The sequence below is a fragment of the Pseudomonas sp. UM16 genome (assembly GCF_050312595.1).
Taxonomy (GTDB): Bacteria; Pseudomonadota; Gammaproteobacteria; order Pseudomonadales; family Pseudomonadaceae; genus Aquipseudomonas.
Window position 1 is genome coordinate 22578 of the sequence record NZ_JBNPJT010000026.1, and the last position, 14888, is coordinate 37465.

13 protein-coding genes are annotated in these 14888 nt (G+C 60.6%); 4 read left to right on the forward strand and 9 right to left on the reverse strand.

Features of this window, described 5'->3' with window-relative positions:
• Window positions 1-16: 16 nt before the first annotated feature.
• The 7 genes from ACQRAX_RS23550 to ACQRAX_RS23580 form a co-directional block, all read right to left on the reverse strand.
• Window positions 17-1027 carry a YeiH family protein gene (locus ACQRAX_RS23550; protein WP_412041449.1) on the reverse strand — a complete coding sequence of 337 codons (1011 nt, stop codon included), beginning with the start codon at window positions 1025-1027 and terminating at the stop codon, window positions 17-19.
• Window positions 1024-1350: a Rieske (2Fe-2S) protein gene (locus tag ACQRAX_RS23555; protein WP_412041450.1), complete on the reverse strand. Its 327-nt coding sequence runs from the start codon at window positions 1348-1350 to the stop codon at window positions 1024-1026. Before ACQRAX_RS23555 ends, ACQRAX_RS23550 begins: the two co-directional genes overlap by 4 nt.
• On the reverse strand, window positions 1347-1997 hold the full coding sequence (locus ACQRAX_RS23560) for a DsbA family oxidoreductase (RefSeq protein ID WP_412041451.1): 651 nt from the start codon (window positions 1995-1997) through the stop codon (window positions 1347-1349). The genes ACQRAX_RS23555 and ACQRAX_RS23560 overlap by 4 nt, the downstream gene beginning before the upstream one ends.
• Window positions 1994-3316 carry an MFS transporter gene (locus ACQRAX_RS23565; RefSeq protein ID WP_412041452.1) on the reverse strand — a complete coding sequence of 441 codons (1323 nt, stop codon included), beginning with the start codon at window positions 3314-3316 and terminating at the stop codon, window positions 1994-1996. The genes ACQRAX_RS23560 and ACQRAX_RS23565 overlap by 4 nt, the downstream gene beginning before the upstream one ends.
• 110 nt (window positions 3317-3426) lie before the next feature.
• Complete coding sequence (locus ACQRAX_RS23570) at window positions 3427-4479, reverse strand: 3-keto-5-aminohexanoate cleavage protein (RefSeq protein WP_412041453.1); 1053 nt, start codon at window positions 4477-4479, stop codon at window positions 3427-3429.
• Window positions 4480-4548: 69 nt separating this feature from the next.
• A complete protein-coding gene (locus ACQRAX_RS23575; RefSeq protein WP_045185320.1) occupies window positions 4549-5397 on the reverse strand; it encodes a TauD/TfdA dioxygenase family protein in 849 nt (282 codons plus the stop codon).
• A gap of 13 nt (window positions 5398-5410) precedes the next feature.
• Window positions 5411-6391: a quinone oxidoreductase family protein gene (locus ACQRAX_RS23580; protein ID WP_412041454.1), complete on the reverse strand. Its 981-nt coding sequence runs from the start codon at window positions 6389-6391 to the stop codon at window positions 5411-5413.
• Between the two features lie 195 nt (window positions 6392-6586).
• Between ACQRAX_RS23580 and ACQRAX_RS23585 the strand changes: the two genes are divergently transcribed.
• The 3 genes from ACQRAX_RS23585 (at window position 6587) to ACQRAX_RS23595 (ending at window position 10550) form a co-directional block, all read left to right on the forward strand.
• Window positions 6587-8086 (forward strand): PLP-dependent aminotransferase family protein, encoded by a 1500-nt coding sequence (locus ACQRAX_RS23585; RefSeq protein ID WP_412041455.1) that lies wholly within the window; start codon window positions 6587-6589, stop codon window positions 8084-8086.
• Between the two features lie 107 nt (window positions 8087-8193).
• Entirely contained in the window at window positions 8194-9246 is a 1053-nt protein-coding gene (locus tag ACQRAX_RS23590) for a sugar phosphate isomerase/epimerase family protein (protein ID WP_412041456.1), read from the forward strand.
• A 32-nt stretch (window positions 9247-9278) separates the two neighbouring features.
• Window positions 9279-10550: an MFS transporter gene (locus ACQRAX_RS23595; RefSeq protein ID WP_412041457.1), complete on the forward strand. Its 1272-nt coding sequence runs from the start codon at window positions 9279-9281 to the stop codon at window positions 10548-10550.
• A 22-nt stretch (window positions 10551-10572) separates the two neighbouring features.
• Here ACQRAX_RS23595 and ACQRAX_RS23600 read toward each other — a convergent pair whose 3' ends face one another.
• Complete coding sequence (locus ACQRAX_RS23600; protein WP_412041458.1) at window positions 10573-12474, reverse strand: potassium transporter Kup; 1902 nt, start codon at window positions 12472-12474, stop codon at window positions 10573-10575.
• A gap of 144 nt (window positions 12475-12618) precedes the next feature.
• Complete coding sequence (locus tag ACQRAX_RS23605) at window positions 12619-13542, reverse strand: LysR family transcriptional regulator (RefSeq protein WP_412041459.1); 924 nt, start codon at window positions 13540-13542, stop codon at window positions 12619-12621.
• Window positions 13543-13699: 157 nt separating this feature from the next.
• On the opposite strand from ACQRAX_RS23605, the gene ACQRAX_RS23610 reads away from it, so the two are divergent.
• Window positions 13700-14863 carry an acyl-CoA dehydrogenase family protein gene (locus ACQRAX_RS23610; protein WP_412041460.1) on the forward strand — a complete coding sequence of 388 codons (1164 nt, stop codon included), beginning with the start codon at window positions 13700-13702 and terminating at the stop codon, window positions 14861-14863.
• Window positions 14864-14888 lie beyond the last annotated feature (25 nt).

Below are 14888 nucleotides of genomic sequence, written 5' to 3' on the forward strand. Positions count from 1 at the left end.
CTACGGGGCCGAAGTATCAAAGCCCCCAATGCATCAAGGCCAACACCAACAGGACAAGAAACACGGTTTCGCCAACCATCAACGCAATCGGCTTGAAACCCACCTTGGCCAGTTCCTTGAGCTGGGTCTTCATCCCCAGGGCACTGATCGCTACCACCAGGCACCAGCGTGACAGGTCATTGACTCCGCCCTGTACCACAGTCGGCACCCAGCCAGTGCTGTTCAAGCAAGCCAGCAAGACAAAACCGACCGCGAACCATGGCAACAGCGGTGGCCGTTGCCCGCCGGCATCATCCCCCGCGCGGCGGGTAATCATTGCCGCGACCACAATCACGGGCAGCAGCATCGCCACCCGCATCAGTTTGACCACCGTAGCAATATCGCCGGTCTCGGTCGACATGCTGTAGCCCGCCCCAACCACCTGCGCCACATCATGAATCGTGGCGCCGAGGAACACCCCGGCCTGCGGTGGCGACAGCTGTAGCCAACCGGCAATCATCGGATAAAGGATCATCGCCAGGGTCGACAGCGCCGACACGCCAATCACGGTGAACAGCGTGGCATGTTCTTTTTGCTTGTGCTGCGGCAAGGCGGCAGCCAGCGCCAACGCCGCCGAAGCACCACAGATGGCCGTCGCACCGCCGGTGAGCATGCCGAACAAGCGGTTGAAGCCCATCGCCTTGGCCACCACCATCGACACACCGATAGTCACCACGACAATGATGACCACCAGCGCGACCGGCTTCCAACCCAGGCTGGCGATCTGTTCCAGGGTAATACGCATGCCCAGCAGCGCCACGCCCACCCGCAACACAGTGCGCGCGGTAAACTCAATGCCGGCCTTGCAGCGGCCGTCAACGGAGAGAAAATTCAAGGCCATACCCAGCAACAGGGCGAAGAGCATCACCGGTGCATCATAGTGCTCACTCAGAAAGCTGGCCGCGCCAGCGGCAATCAGGCTGACGATAAATCCCGGTGCAAGCTCGCGCACGCGGTGGTTGACGGCGGCGATGGCAACAGTGCTCATTGGCCGGACTCCTCGGCATCGATAACGATAAACAGCTGCTCACCCTGGCGCTCGACCGGGTAATTGGTGACCTTGAGTTGGGTGGAATTGAGCAGATACCCGCTGGCCAGGTCGAAACGCAGGCCATGCGCGCAACACTGGATGACCCTCCCGTCCAGACGCCCGCCACACAGCGAAGAACCTTGGTGCGGGCAACTGTCATCAATGGCATAAAACTGGTCAGCCACGTTGAACAGCGCCAGGCTCTTGTCGGCGAACTCCAGCAGCACGCGGCCACCGCACTCCGGCACCTTGGCCATCGGCACTGGGTAGCGGTAACTCATGCCAGCTCCGCCTGTGCCAGCGCCTCATGCATCGCCGCGAGCAACACCTCGGCCGGTTGCGCACCGACCACCTGCAGTTGATTGATGCGAAAACACGGCACGCCGTTTGTGGCGCTATCTTCGGCGGCGATGAACGGGCTGGCGTCGCCGCGCAGACAGTCGGCTACCTGCGCCGGGCTGAGGCCACAGGCCTGAGCAATTTGCATCAAGGTAATCGGGTCACCGAGGTTCTTGCCCTGCTCGAAGTAGGCAGCGAATAACTGCCCCAGCAAGGCTTCGGCCTGCTCCGGATTGCCCAATGCCACAGCGCGCTGCAGCAAACGATGGGCATCGGCGGTATTGGGCATGCGGCTGATGCGAGGGAAATCGATGGTCACCCCCACTGCCTCGGCGGCGGCGCGAACCTGGGCTTGACGCTGGCGTACCGCCTCGTCACTGCCCAGACGCTTGCGATAGAAGGCTTCGAACGGCTGGCCGGTCCTGGCCATGTCCGGCAGCAGTTGCACGCCGCGCCAGCGCAGGCTGACCTCGACGTCCGGTTGCTCAACGCGCAGCTGCGCGAGTGCTTGCTGCAACTGACGCTGGCCGATCAAGCACCAGGGGCAGATAAAGTCAAAAAATACATCGATGGACAACACGTGTTTCACGGTTTTACCTCCTGAATCTGCGCCGCGCCTGACGCTGTTTGCTGCAAGCCCTCTAAACGGGCCATGTCGCTGTGGTAATGGCGCTTGGCAATAAAGAACACCGCAGCGGCGCCAATGCTGATCAGTGGCACCAGCTGGAATGCAGCATGTAGGCCGATCAGGTCGGAAACCCGACCGGTGATCAGCGGTCCGGTCGCCAGGCCCAACAGATTGTTGGCCAAGGTCAGGGTGGCGAAGGCTGTGCCATGCACTGAATAGTGGGTAAGGTTGGCCACCATGGCGCTGGAAGGGCCGTTGGTGCCTGCAGCGATCATCATTCCCAGGCAGATCAGCACCAGTTGCGCGGTGCCCGATGGCAATGCAAAGGCCAGCGACAACAACAGGCAACTGCCCAGGCAGTAAACGATGGCCAGGCTAATTTTGCGGTCCGGGCGCTGGCGACCCAAACGGTCACAGAGCATGGCGCAGAGAATCATGCCAATACCGCTGCACAAGACGATAATCGCAGCGACAACACCTGCCTTATCGGTGCCCATGTCGTAGTAACGGTTCAGGTAGCTGGGCATCCAGACGATCACCGTGCCACCGACAAACAACTGCAGGCCGCTGGCAACATAAGCGGCGATCACCGAACGGCTGCCGTACAAGGTGTGCAGTGGGCGAGCAATGGTGCAGGCTGCTTGCGCGGCGCGCTTGGGGGCAATCTTCGCCTCCTTGACGATCAACGGATAGAGCAACGCCAGCAACAGGCCGAACATGGCCATGCCGGCAAACGCCCAGCGCCAGCCGAAATGCTGAGCCATCACCCCGCCCAGGGCCATGCCCAACACCGAGCCGAACATGCCACCGGCCATAAAGGCACCGGCTAAAGTTGCACGCATGTCGCGTGGGAACACCGCGACCACCACGGCGATGCCGACGCTGCCATAGGCTGCTTCGCCGACACCCACCAGAAACCGGGCGACAAACATCTGTTGGTAGTTTTCTGCCAGTGCGCAACCCAGGGTTGCCAGGCTCCAGAGCACGGCCATCAGCACCAGGCTCTTGATCCGGCCAAAGCGGTCGGCCATCAGTGACAGCGGAAAGGTCAGCAGCCCGACCATCAGTGCGACGATGCCACTGAGCAGGCCCAACTGACTGTCGCTCAGGGCCCATTCGCTCTTGAGCAGCGGGAACACGGCGTTGAGTACTTGCCGCGACATGTAGTCGGAGATCAGCAAGCCGAAGGTCAAGGCAAAGACAATCCAGGCATAACGCCGTGGAATGCCACGTGAAGTGTCGGCACCATCATCTGTGGCGCTGGCGATATAGGCGGCCATGCTGCCTCCTCTGATTGTCTGGCGTAAGTCTTGTTGTTATGAGAAGCCTGACTGACAGCGCACTGGACTGTGGCGGGTCGGCACCAGCGGGGTGGGCCGACCCTACCCGGTCAGCCGCGCTGAGGCACACCTTTCTGGCCAGGCTGGCGGTTTGGCGCCATGCCGTTGGCTTTGAGGGTCTGTTCGATGCTGCTGTACTGCTCGCCGATGCGATAAATCGCGCGGGCTTCTTTACCGGTGGCAATCTCACGGCCCAACTCGTGGGCGACGCGCACGGTCTGCTGGATCTGCTGCACCGAGCCAAAGCGCTTGCCGTGCTGGTCAATGATAGTGTCTTCGTTGCCGCAACGTGGGTGCAGGCCCATGGCCAGGGCCATGGTGTTGAACGGCAGCACGTTCTTGAGCAGCGATTCGGCGGTCAAGGTGCAACCGTCTGGCGCGCGGTGAATGAAGTTGAAGAAGTTGAACGGGTTCGGGCCATCAAAGCCACCGCCGATACCGATCCAGGTCAGGTTCAGCGGGCCCATGTAGTCGCCGCGACGTACGATGCGATCGAGGGTTTCCAGGGCATGCATGCCGGTCAGCTGGAAGTGCGGCTGAATGTTGCTCGCCTGCAGGCGGCGCAGGTGCTCGCGGACCCAGGCCGGGCCGGCCGGTACGGTCATTTCACTGTAGGCGGCGTGAATCGCCGGGTGAGCCAGGGAGGTGCCTTCTAGATATTCCGGATACAGCAGCTCCATGATGTTCATTTGCGTGGTGTTGATCGCCACAGTGACCTGGTCAGGCTTGGGCGTCAGCTCGGCGAGCATGTGGCGGGTGTCGTCACTGAGCCATTTGGCCGCTTCGCCATCGCTTTCCGGGGCGAAGGAAATCGAGCCGCCCACTTGGATGATCATGTCCGGCACCGCTTCGCGTACACCGGCAATCAGTTCGTTGAATTTGGACAGGCGCTTGGAGCCTTTGCCATCGAGTTCACGCACATGCAAGTGGAGCACAGTGGCGCCCGCTTCATAGCATTCAACGGCTTTCTGGACCTGTTCGTCCATGGTCAGTGGAATGTCTTCGGGAAAGTCCTCAGGCATCCATTCCGGGCCATAAGGGGCGACGGTGATAACCACCTTTTCCATGTTTTCCGGGTGCAACGAATCGTCGAAGAATTGCATGTTTTGGTCCTCAGTCTTGTTATTGTCTTTTGTCCGCCAGGCAGCGGAGGGGTAATGCAGGTCGTGGTCTTAAAACGTGCGGTCGCCCTTGATCCCGGCGCGCTCCATCTTGCGGTGGCATGCGGGGTAATCCATGACCGCGTAGTGTTGAGTGCTGCGGTTGTCCCAGATCGCAATGCTGTTGGGCTTCCAGCGCCAACGCACCTGGTACTCGGGCAGGTACGCCTGGCTGATCAGGTAGCGCAACAGATCGGAAGCACCGGGGTTGGCGTCCTGACCGAAACGCACCCGCTGCGGGGTGTGGTAGTTGCTGAAATGGGTGGTGAAGGCGTTGACGAACAGCACCTGCTCACCGGTCTCCGGATGAGTACGCACCACTGGGTGCTCGGCATCGGGGTACTGGGCCTTGAGCGCCAGGCGCTTTTCGATCGGCATGTTGGCACCGAAGCTGGCTTCGATGCTGTGCCGGGCGCGCAGGCCTTCAATCTTCTGTTTCACCTCATCCGGCAGGTTCTGGTATGCCAGGACCATGTTCGCCCACATGGTGTCGCCACCCACGGGCGGGCACTCCACACAGCGCAACACACAGCCCATGGGCGGTGCGTCACGCCAGGTGGCGTCGGTGTGCCAGGCGTTTTCATAGCGATCAGCTGGCTGGTCCGGGCGCTTGTAGATCTGCACCAGGCCCGGATGCTCCGGGTCGCTGCCGGCTACTGGATGGTCTTCCAGCTCACCAAAGCGCCGGGCAAATGCCACATGGTCGGCGCGGCTAATGTTCTGGTCACGCAAGAACAGCACTCGGTGCTTGAGCAATTGCGCACGGAGCTGCTCGAACAGATCATCATCGTGTACCGCATCGGCCAGGTTGACCCCAGACACTTCGGCGCCGATGGCACAGGTCAGTTGTTCGATGTGCATGCTACAGCCCTCTTCAGATGACGAAGATTGACGAACCGGTGGTTTTGCGCGCTTCCAGGTCACGGTGGGCCTGAACAGCATCCTGCAGGGCGTAGTGCTGGTTAATCTCGATCTTGATTCGGCCACTGCCGACGTGATCGAACAGCTCACCGGCAAGATCGGCCTTCTCCGCCGGGTCGGCGATATAGTCGGCCAGCGCCGGGCGGGTCATGAACAGCGAACCTTTCATGGCCAGCAGCTGCGGATCGAATGGCGCGATGGTGCCGGAGGCGGTACCAACGCAGACCATCAGGCCCCGACGCTTGAGCGAGTCGAGCGACGCCATGAAGGTAGTCTTGCCAACGCTGTCGAACACCACGTTGACGCCGACGCCGTCGGTCAACTCACGCACGCGGGTAGCCACGTCTTCATGGCTGTAATTGATGGTGTGGGTGCAACCATGGGCGCGGGCCACTTCAGCCTTGGCGTCGGTGGAGACGGTGCCGATGACATTGACGCCGAGCAGTTTGGCCCACTGCGAAACGATCAGGCCAACGCCACCCGCGGCGGCATGCAGCAATACCGTGTCACCGGGCTTGAAGTCATACAGGCGGCGCATCAGGTAGGCCGAGGTCAGACCGCGCATGGTCATCGCCGCTGCCGTTTCAAAGGCAATGGTTTCTGGCAGCTTGATCAACGCGGCGGCGCCGATCAGGCGTTCGTCGCAATAAGCCCCCAGTGTGTTGATAAAACCGGTGTAGGTCACACGGTCGCCAACCACGACGTTGGTCACCCCCTCCCCCACAGCCTGGACCACCCCGGCGGCCTCAACGCCGATACCGTTGGGCAGCGGAATCGGATAAGTGCCATTACGGAAATAGGTGTCGGCGTAATTCAGGCCAACCGCAACCTGGCGCAGGCGGACCTGGCCTGGGCCAGGCTCGCCGACCTCGGCGTCCTCATAGCGCAAGACTTCAGGGCCACCGCTTTCATAGAAACGTACGACTTTGGACATTCTTGTCTCTCCAATCATCGATCTGGACGCATGGCGTCAGTTCAGGTTGATTGGACTCTATGCCCAACGCTTGTGGGGTGCTTCGCATCGGACGACAAGGGGTTTTCATTTGATGACAACCCCTGTGCCACTGGCCGCCTGCAAGGGTTTCTCGTACGATGGTTGGGCCCAGTTCACCTTGCCAACGAGCCTCAGATGAAGTCCCCAGCCGGTTTGCTGTTTTCAGGTATTGAGCTGGATCGCGACAGTTCTACCCCGCTTTATCGCCAACTGTATTTGCAGATTCGCAAGCAGATCCTCACCGGGCGACTCAAAGGCGGAATACGTCTGCCGTCGACGCGCACCCTGAGCCAGGAACTGAACCTTTCACGCATTACCCTGCTCAATGCCTTCGACCAGCTGATTGCCGAGGGTTTTCTGGTCTCGCGTACCGGCGCCGGTACCTATGTTGGCGATGAATGGGAGCGCGCAGCCAGTATCGAGCCGCCGCCCCCGGCGCCGCCAACACTGTCGGACCTCAGTCAAACCATGTTGTCGCTGCGCAGCGATCACTTTCGCGGGGTGTCCTATGCCCATTGTGGCGCAGACACGCCGACGTCGTTCTTGCCCAGCCATGGTGCCTTCGAAGCCTTTCCGCAAGTGGTGTGGCGGCGCCTGCTCAACCGTCACGCGCAAAAGCCGAGCAAAGCCCAGCTTGGTTATGGTGAATTGCAAGGGCTGATCGACCTGCGCCAGGCCATTGCCGAATACGTGTTCGACGCCCGTGGCATCGACTGCAGCGCGCAACAGGTAGTGATCGTCTCCGGAGCACAACAAGCCTTCAACCTGCTGGCGATGCTGTTGCTCAATCCGGATGACGCGGTGTGGATGGAAGACCCCGGCCACATTGCTGCGCGAATCGCCTTCCAGGCTCATGGTTGCCAGGTGATACCGGTACGGATCGACGACCAGGGCATCAATGTTGAGCAAGGCATTGCTGACTGCCCGGATGCCCGCCTGGTGTTCACCACGCCCTCGCGTCAGCACCCCTTGGGCGTGACCCTCAGCCATGGCCGGCGCCTGGAGCTGATCGACTGGGCAGCGGCCAACCAGCGCTGGATCATCGAAGACGATTGCGACAGTGAACTGCGCTACAACGGCCGGCAATTGCCGGCGTTGTACGCCATGGACCAGCGCGACCGGGTGATCTACGTCGGTACCTTCAGCAAGGTGTTGTTTCCGTCCCTGCGCCTGGGCTACGTGATTCTGCCCCAGGCCCTGGTCGAGCCATTCTGCACCATGCGCGCAGTGATGGACCGCAGCCCGCCGACCCTGCTGCAGGCGGTTACTGCTGACTTCATGAGTGAAGGCCACTTCATCGGTCACATCCGCCGTATGCGCGCGCTCTATCAGGCGCGCCAGCAATGCCTGGTCGAAGTGCTGCAACGACGCCTCGGCGACTTTTTACAGATATCCCCAGTGGACGCCGGCATGCACCTGATTGCCTGGCTGCCGCCACAGCTCGATGATCAGGAAGTGGCTCGGCAACTGGCGTTGCACGGTGTGCACACTTACGCATTGAGCGACTACTGCCTGCTACGTTACTTACCGCCTGCCTTGCTGATCGGCTTTGCCGGTACCGCGCAGGAACAGGCCGAGCAGAAAGTCGAAGCCCTGGCGCAGGCGTTGCGCACGATGGGGCTTTTATCTGAGTGAGGCCAGTGGCCTTATCATTTGATCCGTAATGGATCTATCGAGAGTTCCGCGCCGGCGCGATAAAGAACGCGCCGGTAGAACCGGTGCCCGCACCAGGAACGACTCGAATGAAAGCACTACAAGAACGCTTCGCTACGTTACTGAACCACAACGCGCACGGCACCCCCGCGCCGCTGCTGACCCGCGAGCTGGCTACCCGCCTGCTCCAGCGCCTCGACCAGGCGCGCCTGTTCGCCCACGCCTATCCGCTGCTGACCAACCTCACCTACGGTGGCCTGACGCCTTTCGACCTGCTCGACTTTGCCTATCGCCACGAACTGGCGGGGTTGAGCCTGCACATGCTTGACGGCGAGCACAACAGCCTGTCGCAAATGGATGCCACACAGTTGCGTGCCTTTGCTGCCAAGGCTCAGGCCTTGCAACTGGATGTGCACCTGGAGATCAGCAGCACGCTCAAAGCGGATGTCGATGCGGCGATCGTCGTGGCCAAAGCCATTGGCACCCGTAACCTGCGCGTCTACTCGCGCTACGAAGGCCAACTGTCGCAGGTAATGGAGCGCATCAGCGGCGACTTGCTGTACCTGGGCCAACAAGCCGATGCCCATGACCTGTACTTCGATTTTGAACAGCATGAAGAGCTCAAAAGCGACGAGATTGCGCAATTGCTCCGCCAGGCCGACCACCCGCGCCTGCATGCCCTGTTCGACTTCGGCAACATGATCAATGCCTGTGAGCAGCCGCTGCAGGCCCTGGCCAATCTTGCCCCGCATATCCGTCAGACCCACCTCAAAGGTGTACGCGTGGTTGCCGAAGCACAAGGCTTTGGTCACTACGGCGTGCTCCAGGGCAGCGCCGAAGACGATCTGCCCAGTGCGCGCATGCTGTTTGAACTGCTGATGCTCGGCGAGCAGCAAGCGCAAGTGATTGCCTTCATTCTCGAACAGGAAAACCACTACATTGCGCCGGCCTTCCGCCAGAGCAATGAAGACGCCGACCCGTTCATTGCCTACCGGGAAATGAGCGAAACGCCGCTGCCCGCTGGCTTCACCCTGGAGCAGATGTTGGCAGGCGAGCAGCGCTGGGCCAATAACCAGGTTGCCTACGTGAAGACCCTGCTGGCTGAACTACGCACCCTTGCCGAGCTCACCCTGGCCGCTTGAACGCTGCTACCCATCACGCCTGGAGAATAACAATGACCCTGCAAGACAAGGCCAAATGGTTCAAATTCCTGATTCTGATCCTCGGTGGCGGCACCATCTACAAGCTCGCCAACCTCAAAGACGCCTTTTATGTTCCGATGCAGGAATTCATGGGGTTGTCGCATACCCAGATCGGTCTGTTGCTCAGTGTCAACGCCATCATCGCTACCGGGCTGTTTGTGGTCGGCGGCGTACTTGCCGACCGCTTTGACACCCGCAAACTGATTCCCCTGGGCCTGCTTGGCACTGGCGCGCTAGGCCTGTACCTGGCGACCTTTCCGCCGTTCAACAGCCTGATGATCGTGTTCTGCCTGCTGGCAGTCTGCGCCGACTGTATCTACTGGCCGGCGTTGCTCAAGGCCATTCGCGGTCTGGGCGATGACAAAGAACAAGGTCGGCTGTTCGGCCTGCTCGAAGGTGGCCGAGGGGTGATTGACACGCTGGTGGCGTTCTCGGCCCTGGGCGTGTTCATTGTCATGGGCGCCGCCGAAGCGGGCCTGAAGGCGGCGATTGTTTTCTACTCGGCTATCGATATTGCGGCCGGCGTACTGACCTGGTTCCTGCTCAAGGGCAGACAAGCCAACCAGCCACCCATCCCGAGGAAAAGCCCGCTGTCCAACCTGATGGAAGCCATCAAGGTTCCGGCGATCTGGGTGGTCAGTTGCAACGTGTTCATGGTCTACATCGTCTACTGCGGGTTGACCTACTTCATCCCCTACCTCAAGGAAGTCTATGGCCTGCCGGTAGCGCTGGTCGGTGCGTACGGCATCATCAACCAGTACATGCTGAAGATCCTTGGCGGCCCGGCCGGTGGTTTCCTTGCCGATAAACAGTTCAAGAGCCCCAGCCGCTACATGAAATGGGCGTTTCTGGCACTGCTGCCGCTGATGATGGTCATCCTCATGGTGCCCAAGAGCCCGGGTTACATTTACGCCGGCATGGCCGCTACGCTGTCGTTTGCCTTTATCGTGTTCTCCATGCGCGGCGTGTTCTGGGCGCCTATGGGGGAAGTGGGCATTGCCCCGCACATCACCGGTTCCGCCTTCGGCATTGGTTGTTTGATTGGCTATGCGCCAGGGATGTTTGCCTATGTCGGCTATGGTGCGCTGCTTGACCACTTCCCCGGTCAGCAGGGCTACAACTATGTGTTCATCGCCATGATGGTGCTGGCAGTGGTAGGTTTTGGGGTGGCCAGCCTGATGCACAGGCTGGTGCGTAACAATGCGCAACTTGCGGCAGCGGCGGTACAGCCGGCGGCGAACTAACGCGCTCGGCTACGGGCTCTACCTACATTTCCACCTGCGTACCCAACTCAATTACCCGATTGAGCGGCAAGTTGAAATACTTGAGGTTGCTGTTGGCGTTCTTGAGCAGGAACGCGAACAGCCCTTCTCGCCAGCGCGCCATGCCGATGCGCTTGGTCGGGATGACCGTCTCGCGGCTAAGGAAATAGGTAGTGCCCATCGGGCTGAAATCCAGTGCCGGCACATGACACAACTGCAACGCGGCCGGTACGTCAGGCTCTTCGATAAAGCCGAAGTTAAGGTGGACCCGGTAAAACCCATCGCCAAACGCCTCAACCTCAAAACGTTCAGACAGCGGCACCCGCGGCCGGTCCTGGGACACCACCGTCAGCAGCACTACCCGCTCATGCAGTACCTGGTTATGTAGCAGGTTATGCAACAACGCATGCGGCACGGCGTCGGAGCGTGCGGTCAGGAATACCGCCGTGCCCTGAACCCGGTGCGGTGGCTGCGCAGCGATGCTGGCGATAAACAGCGGCAGCGGCAAGGCCGACTCGTCAAGGCGCTCAACGATGATCTTGCGACCACGCTTCCAGGTGGTCATGAGAATGAACAAGGCGATACCGGCGATCACCGGGAATGCCCCGCCCTGGAAAATTTTCGGCGCATTGGCTGCAAAGTACAGGCTGTCGACCAGCAGGAAGCCCAGCAACAGCGGCACTGCCAGCCAACGCGGCGTTTTCCATAGCAACAGGACCACCGCCGCCGAGAGCAAGGTGGTAATCAGCATCGTCCCGGTCACCGCCACACCATAGGCGGCGGCCAGCGCACCAGACGACTCGAAACCGAGCACCAGCAGTACCACACCGACCATCAGCGCCCAGTTCACCGTACCGATATAGATCTGCCCTTGTTCCTGGCTGGAGGTGTGCTGAATGAACATCCGTGGCACATAGCCAAGCTGGATGGCCTGGCGGGTCAGCGAGAACGCCCCGGAGATCACCGCCTGCGAGGCAATGATGGTGGCCAGGGTGGCGAGCCCGACCATGGGTAGCAAGGCCCAGCTCGGTGCCAGCAGATAGAACGGGTTGCGCACCGCCTCGGGGTTGCCGAGAATCAGTGCACCCTGGCCAAAGTAGTTCAACACCAGGCCCGGCAACACCAGCAGAATCCAGGCACGAGCAATCGGCTTGCGGCCAAAGTGGCCCATGTCGGCATACAACGCTTCGGCACCGGTCAGGGCCAACACCACCGCCCCCAGAATGGCCACACCGATGCCCGGATGCACCACAAAGAACTGCACCGCCCAGGCGGGATTGAGCGCCAACAGCACTTCCGGACGCTGAACGATGCCATAGACACCCAGGGCGCCGAGCACACTGAACCACAGCACCATCACCGGCCCGAACAGGGTGCCGATGCGTGCGGTGCCGTGTTTCTGAATCAAGAACAGCGCCACCAGCACCACCAGCGCAATCGGTACCACCCAATGATCGATGCCATCAAAGGCCAGTTGCAGGCCCTCCACCGCCGAAAGTACCGAGATCGCCGGAGTAATCATGCTGTCGCCGTAAAACAGCGCCGCACCGAACAAGCCCAACAACACCAATACCCGGCTCAAGCGCGGGTAAGGCGCCGCCGCGCGCCGCGCCAGTGCGGTCAGGGCCATAATGCCGCCCTCGCCCTGGTTATCAGCGCGTAGCACAAACAGCACGTACTTGATCGTCACTACCCAGATCAGCGACCAGAACACCAGCGACAAGATGCCAAGCACACCGTCATGGTTGGCTTGCACGCCATAGTGGCCGGCGAAGACTTCCTTGAGGGTGTACAGCGGGCTGGTGCCAATATCGCCATAGACCACACCGACGGCGGCGATAAGCAAGCTGATTGACGAGGTTTTTGCGGGGGTATGACTAGCAGCGTGGGAGGCGGATGAGCTCACAGTATGACTTCTCGACTACGCAGGGCCTGAAACCAGCTGCCGAACAGCGCACATAGGCTGCAGCGGCAGTCAGGAAATTACGCCGTCAGTATCCGTGCTGGTACTTGGCGGCGGCGTAAAAAGTGCGTAAAAAATCGCGATGACCTAGAGCATGTAGCCCGCCCAGATACGCCGCTCGACCAGGTCGGCAGCGATCTGGGTAAAGGTTTCGCCGACGAACTTGGCCGCAGGGCTAATCCTGCGGTCGGCCGGGAACACCTGCACCAGCTTGCGCATCGGTGTTGGGTCAACCAACGGTGCGGCGCACAGCGTGCCACGTTCCAGCTGGGTGTAGATCGAGGCCAACGGCAGTGCCGTGAGGCCAAAGCCATGACGCACCAGCTCGACCATTGCCCCAAATGAGTCCGCTTCAATGCTGGTGCACAAACTGATACCCACCTCTCGCGCACAGCCATCAAGGATGGTGCGTAAACCATGACGAGCGCTGGGCAGCACCAGTTGCTGTTCCGCCAGGCTGCTGAATGCCACAGGTGTATCCAGGCACAGCCCGGCTTGCGGCGGGCCAACCAGCACCAGGTTTTCCATCATCACCGGCACGATACGCAGGGTATGCAGTGGCTGTGGGTCATAGGAGATCGCCAGCTCAAGCTCACCGCGCTGAACCCAGTCAAGTAGATAACCGCTGTAGGCCGAAGAGAAGCGAATACCCAGGTTCGGTTGCGCTTCGCGCAGCTTGCGCACCAGCGGTACGGTGACGATTTCGGCAACGGTTGGCGTGGTTCCGATCACCACGGTGCCGCGAAACAGTGAGCGGCCACCCACTGCAGCGCTTCGGATCGACTCCATCTCATCCATGATCCGTGTGGCATGGGCCAGCACCTCGCGGCCCATCTCAGTGATTTGCATACCGCGGCCATGGCGCTCAAACAGGTATACACCCAATTCCTTCTCCAATTGCCGGATCTGCCGACTGAGGGCAGGTTGGGCAATGTGCAGGCGGTCAGCGGCTTTGCTCAAGCTGCCCAGTTCAGCCACGTGAATCAAGGTTTTGAGTTGAACGACATCCATGGGCTGGGCCGCCTGATGAGTAGGTACGTTAGCGGACGAGTGTAACCCGCGCCTAAAGCTATGCCCATCCGGCATATCTCAAAGAAAAAAACGGTAGTCCTCCTCGCGCCTCCATCACGCCAGAATGAACGAAAACACAACGGCCGGGACTCCCACAATGATTGATCGCAACGACCAAGCACTGATCGCCATCCGAGAAGGTGTACGCGCCCTGTGTGCCGACTTCCCAGCCGAATACTGGCGCAAGATCGATGAACAAAAAGCTTTCCCCGAAGCCTTCGTCAGCGCCATGACCGCTGCCGGCTGGCTGTCGGCAATGATCCCCGAAGCGTACGGTGGTTCCGGTTTGGGCTTGGCTGAAGCCTCGGTGATCCTCGAAGAGGTCAACCGTTGCGGGGGTAACTCCGGGACCATCCACGGCCAGATGTACAACATGTTCACCCTGCTGCGCCACGGCAGCGACGAACAGAAGCGTTACTACCTGCCCAAACTCGCCAGTGGCGAACTGCGCCTGCAGTCGATGGCGGTCACCGAGCCGACCACCGGCACCGACACCACCAAGATCAAGACCACCGCCGTGCGCGAGGGCGACCACTATGTGATCAACGGCCAGAAAGTCTGGATCTCGCGGGTCCAGCACTCCGACTTGATGATTCTTCTGGCCCGCACCACCCCCTTGGCCGAGGTACAGAAAAAATCCGAAGGCATGTCGATCTTCCTCGTTGACCTGCGCGAAGCCATTGGCAACGGCCTGACCGTGCAACCGATCGCCAACATGGTCAACCACGAAACCAACGAGCTGTTCTTTGACAACCTGCGCATCCCGGCCAGCAGCCTGATCGGCGAACAAGGCAAAGGCTTCAAGTACATCCTCGACGGCCTCAACGCCGAGCGCACCCTGATCGCCGCCGAATGCATCGGTGACGGCCGCTGGTTCATCGAGAAGTCCAGCCAGTACGCCAGGGACCGTGTGGTGTTCGGGCGGCCAATCGGCCAGAACCAGGGCGTGCAGTTCCCGATTGCCCAAGCGCATATCGAAATCGAAGCCGCCGACCTGATGCGCTGGCGGGCCTGTGACGAGTACGACAGCGGCAAGCACGCCGGAGCGGCTGCCAACATGGCCAAATACCTGGCGGCCAAGGCCAGCTGGGAAGCGGCCAACGCCTGCCTGCAGACCCATGGTGGCTTCGGCTTCGCCAATGAATATGACGTCGAGCGCAAGTTCCGTGAGACCCGCCTGTACCAGGTCGCGCCGATATCCACCAACCTGATCCTGTCGTACGTGGCCGAGCACCTGCTGGAACTGCCGCGTTCATTCTAGGGTTCCCTTAACCCCTGCATCGGCC

What these genes read in the sequence shown, in the direction of transcription:
- ACQRAX_RS23550 (WP_412041449.1), bottom strand. Translation starts at nt 1,027, where the DNA reads ATGAGCACTGTTGCCATCGCCGCCGTCAACCACCGCGTGCGCGAGCTT.
- ACQRAX_RS23555 (WP_412041450.1), bottom strand. Translation starts at nt 1,350, where the DNA reads ATGAGTTACCGCTACCCAGTGCCGATGGCCAAGGTGCCGGAGTGCGGT.
- ACQRAX_RS23565 (WP_412041452.1), bottom strand. Translation starts at nt 3,316, where the DNA reads ATGGCCGCCTATATCGCCAGCGCCACAGATGATGGTGCCGACACTTCA.
- ACQRAX_RS23570 (WP_412041453.1), bottom strand. Translation starts at nt 4,479, where the DNA reads ATGCAATTCTTCGACGATTCGTTGCACCCGGAAAACATGGAAAAGGTG.
- ACQRAX_RS23575 (WP_045185320.1), bottom strand. Translation starts at nt 5,397, where the DNA reads ATGCACATCGAACAACTGACCTGTGCCATCGGCGCCGAAGTGTCTGGG.
- ACQRAX_RS23580 (WP_412041454.1), bottom strand. Translation starts at nt 6,391, where the DNA reads ATGTCCAAAGTCGTACGTTTCTATGAAAGCGGTGGCCCTGAAGTCTTG.
- ACQRAX_RS23585 (WP_412041455.1), top strand. Translation starts at nt 6,587, where the DNA reads ATGAAGTCCCCAGCCGGTTTGCTGTTTTCAGGTATTGAGCTGGATCGC.
- ACQRAX_RS23590 (WP_412041456.1), top strand. Translation starts at nt 8,194, where the DNA reads ATGAAAGCACTACAAGAACGCTTCGCTACGTTACTGAACCACAACGCG.
- ACQRAX_RS23595 (WP_412041457.1), top strand. Translation starts at nt 9,279, where the DNA reads ATGACCCTGCAAGACAAGGCCAAATGGTTCAAATTCCTGATTCTGATC.
- ACQRAX_RS23605 (WP_412041459.1), bottom strand. Translation starts at nt 13,542, where the DNA reads ATGGATGTCGTTCAACTCAAAACCTTGATTCACGTGGCTGAACTGGGC.
- ACQRAX_RS23610 (WP_412041460.1), top strand. Translation starts at nt 13,700, where the DNA reads ATGATTGATCGCAACGACCAAGCACTGATCGCCATCCGAGAAGGTGTA.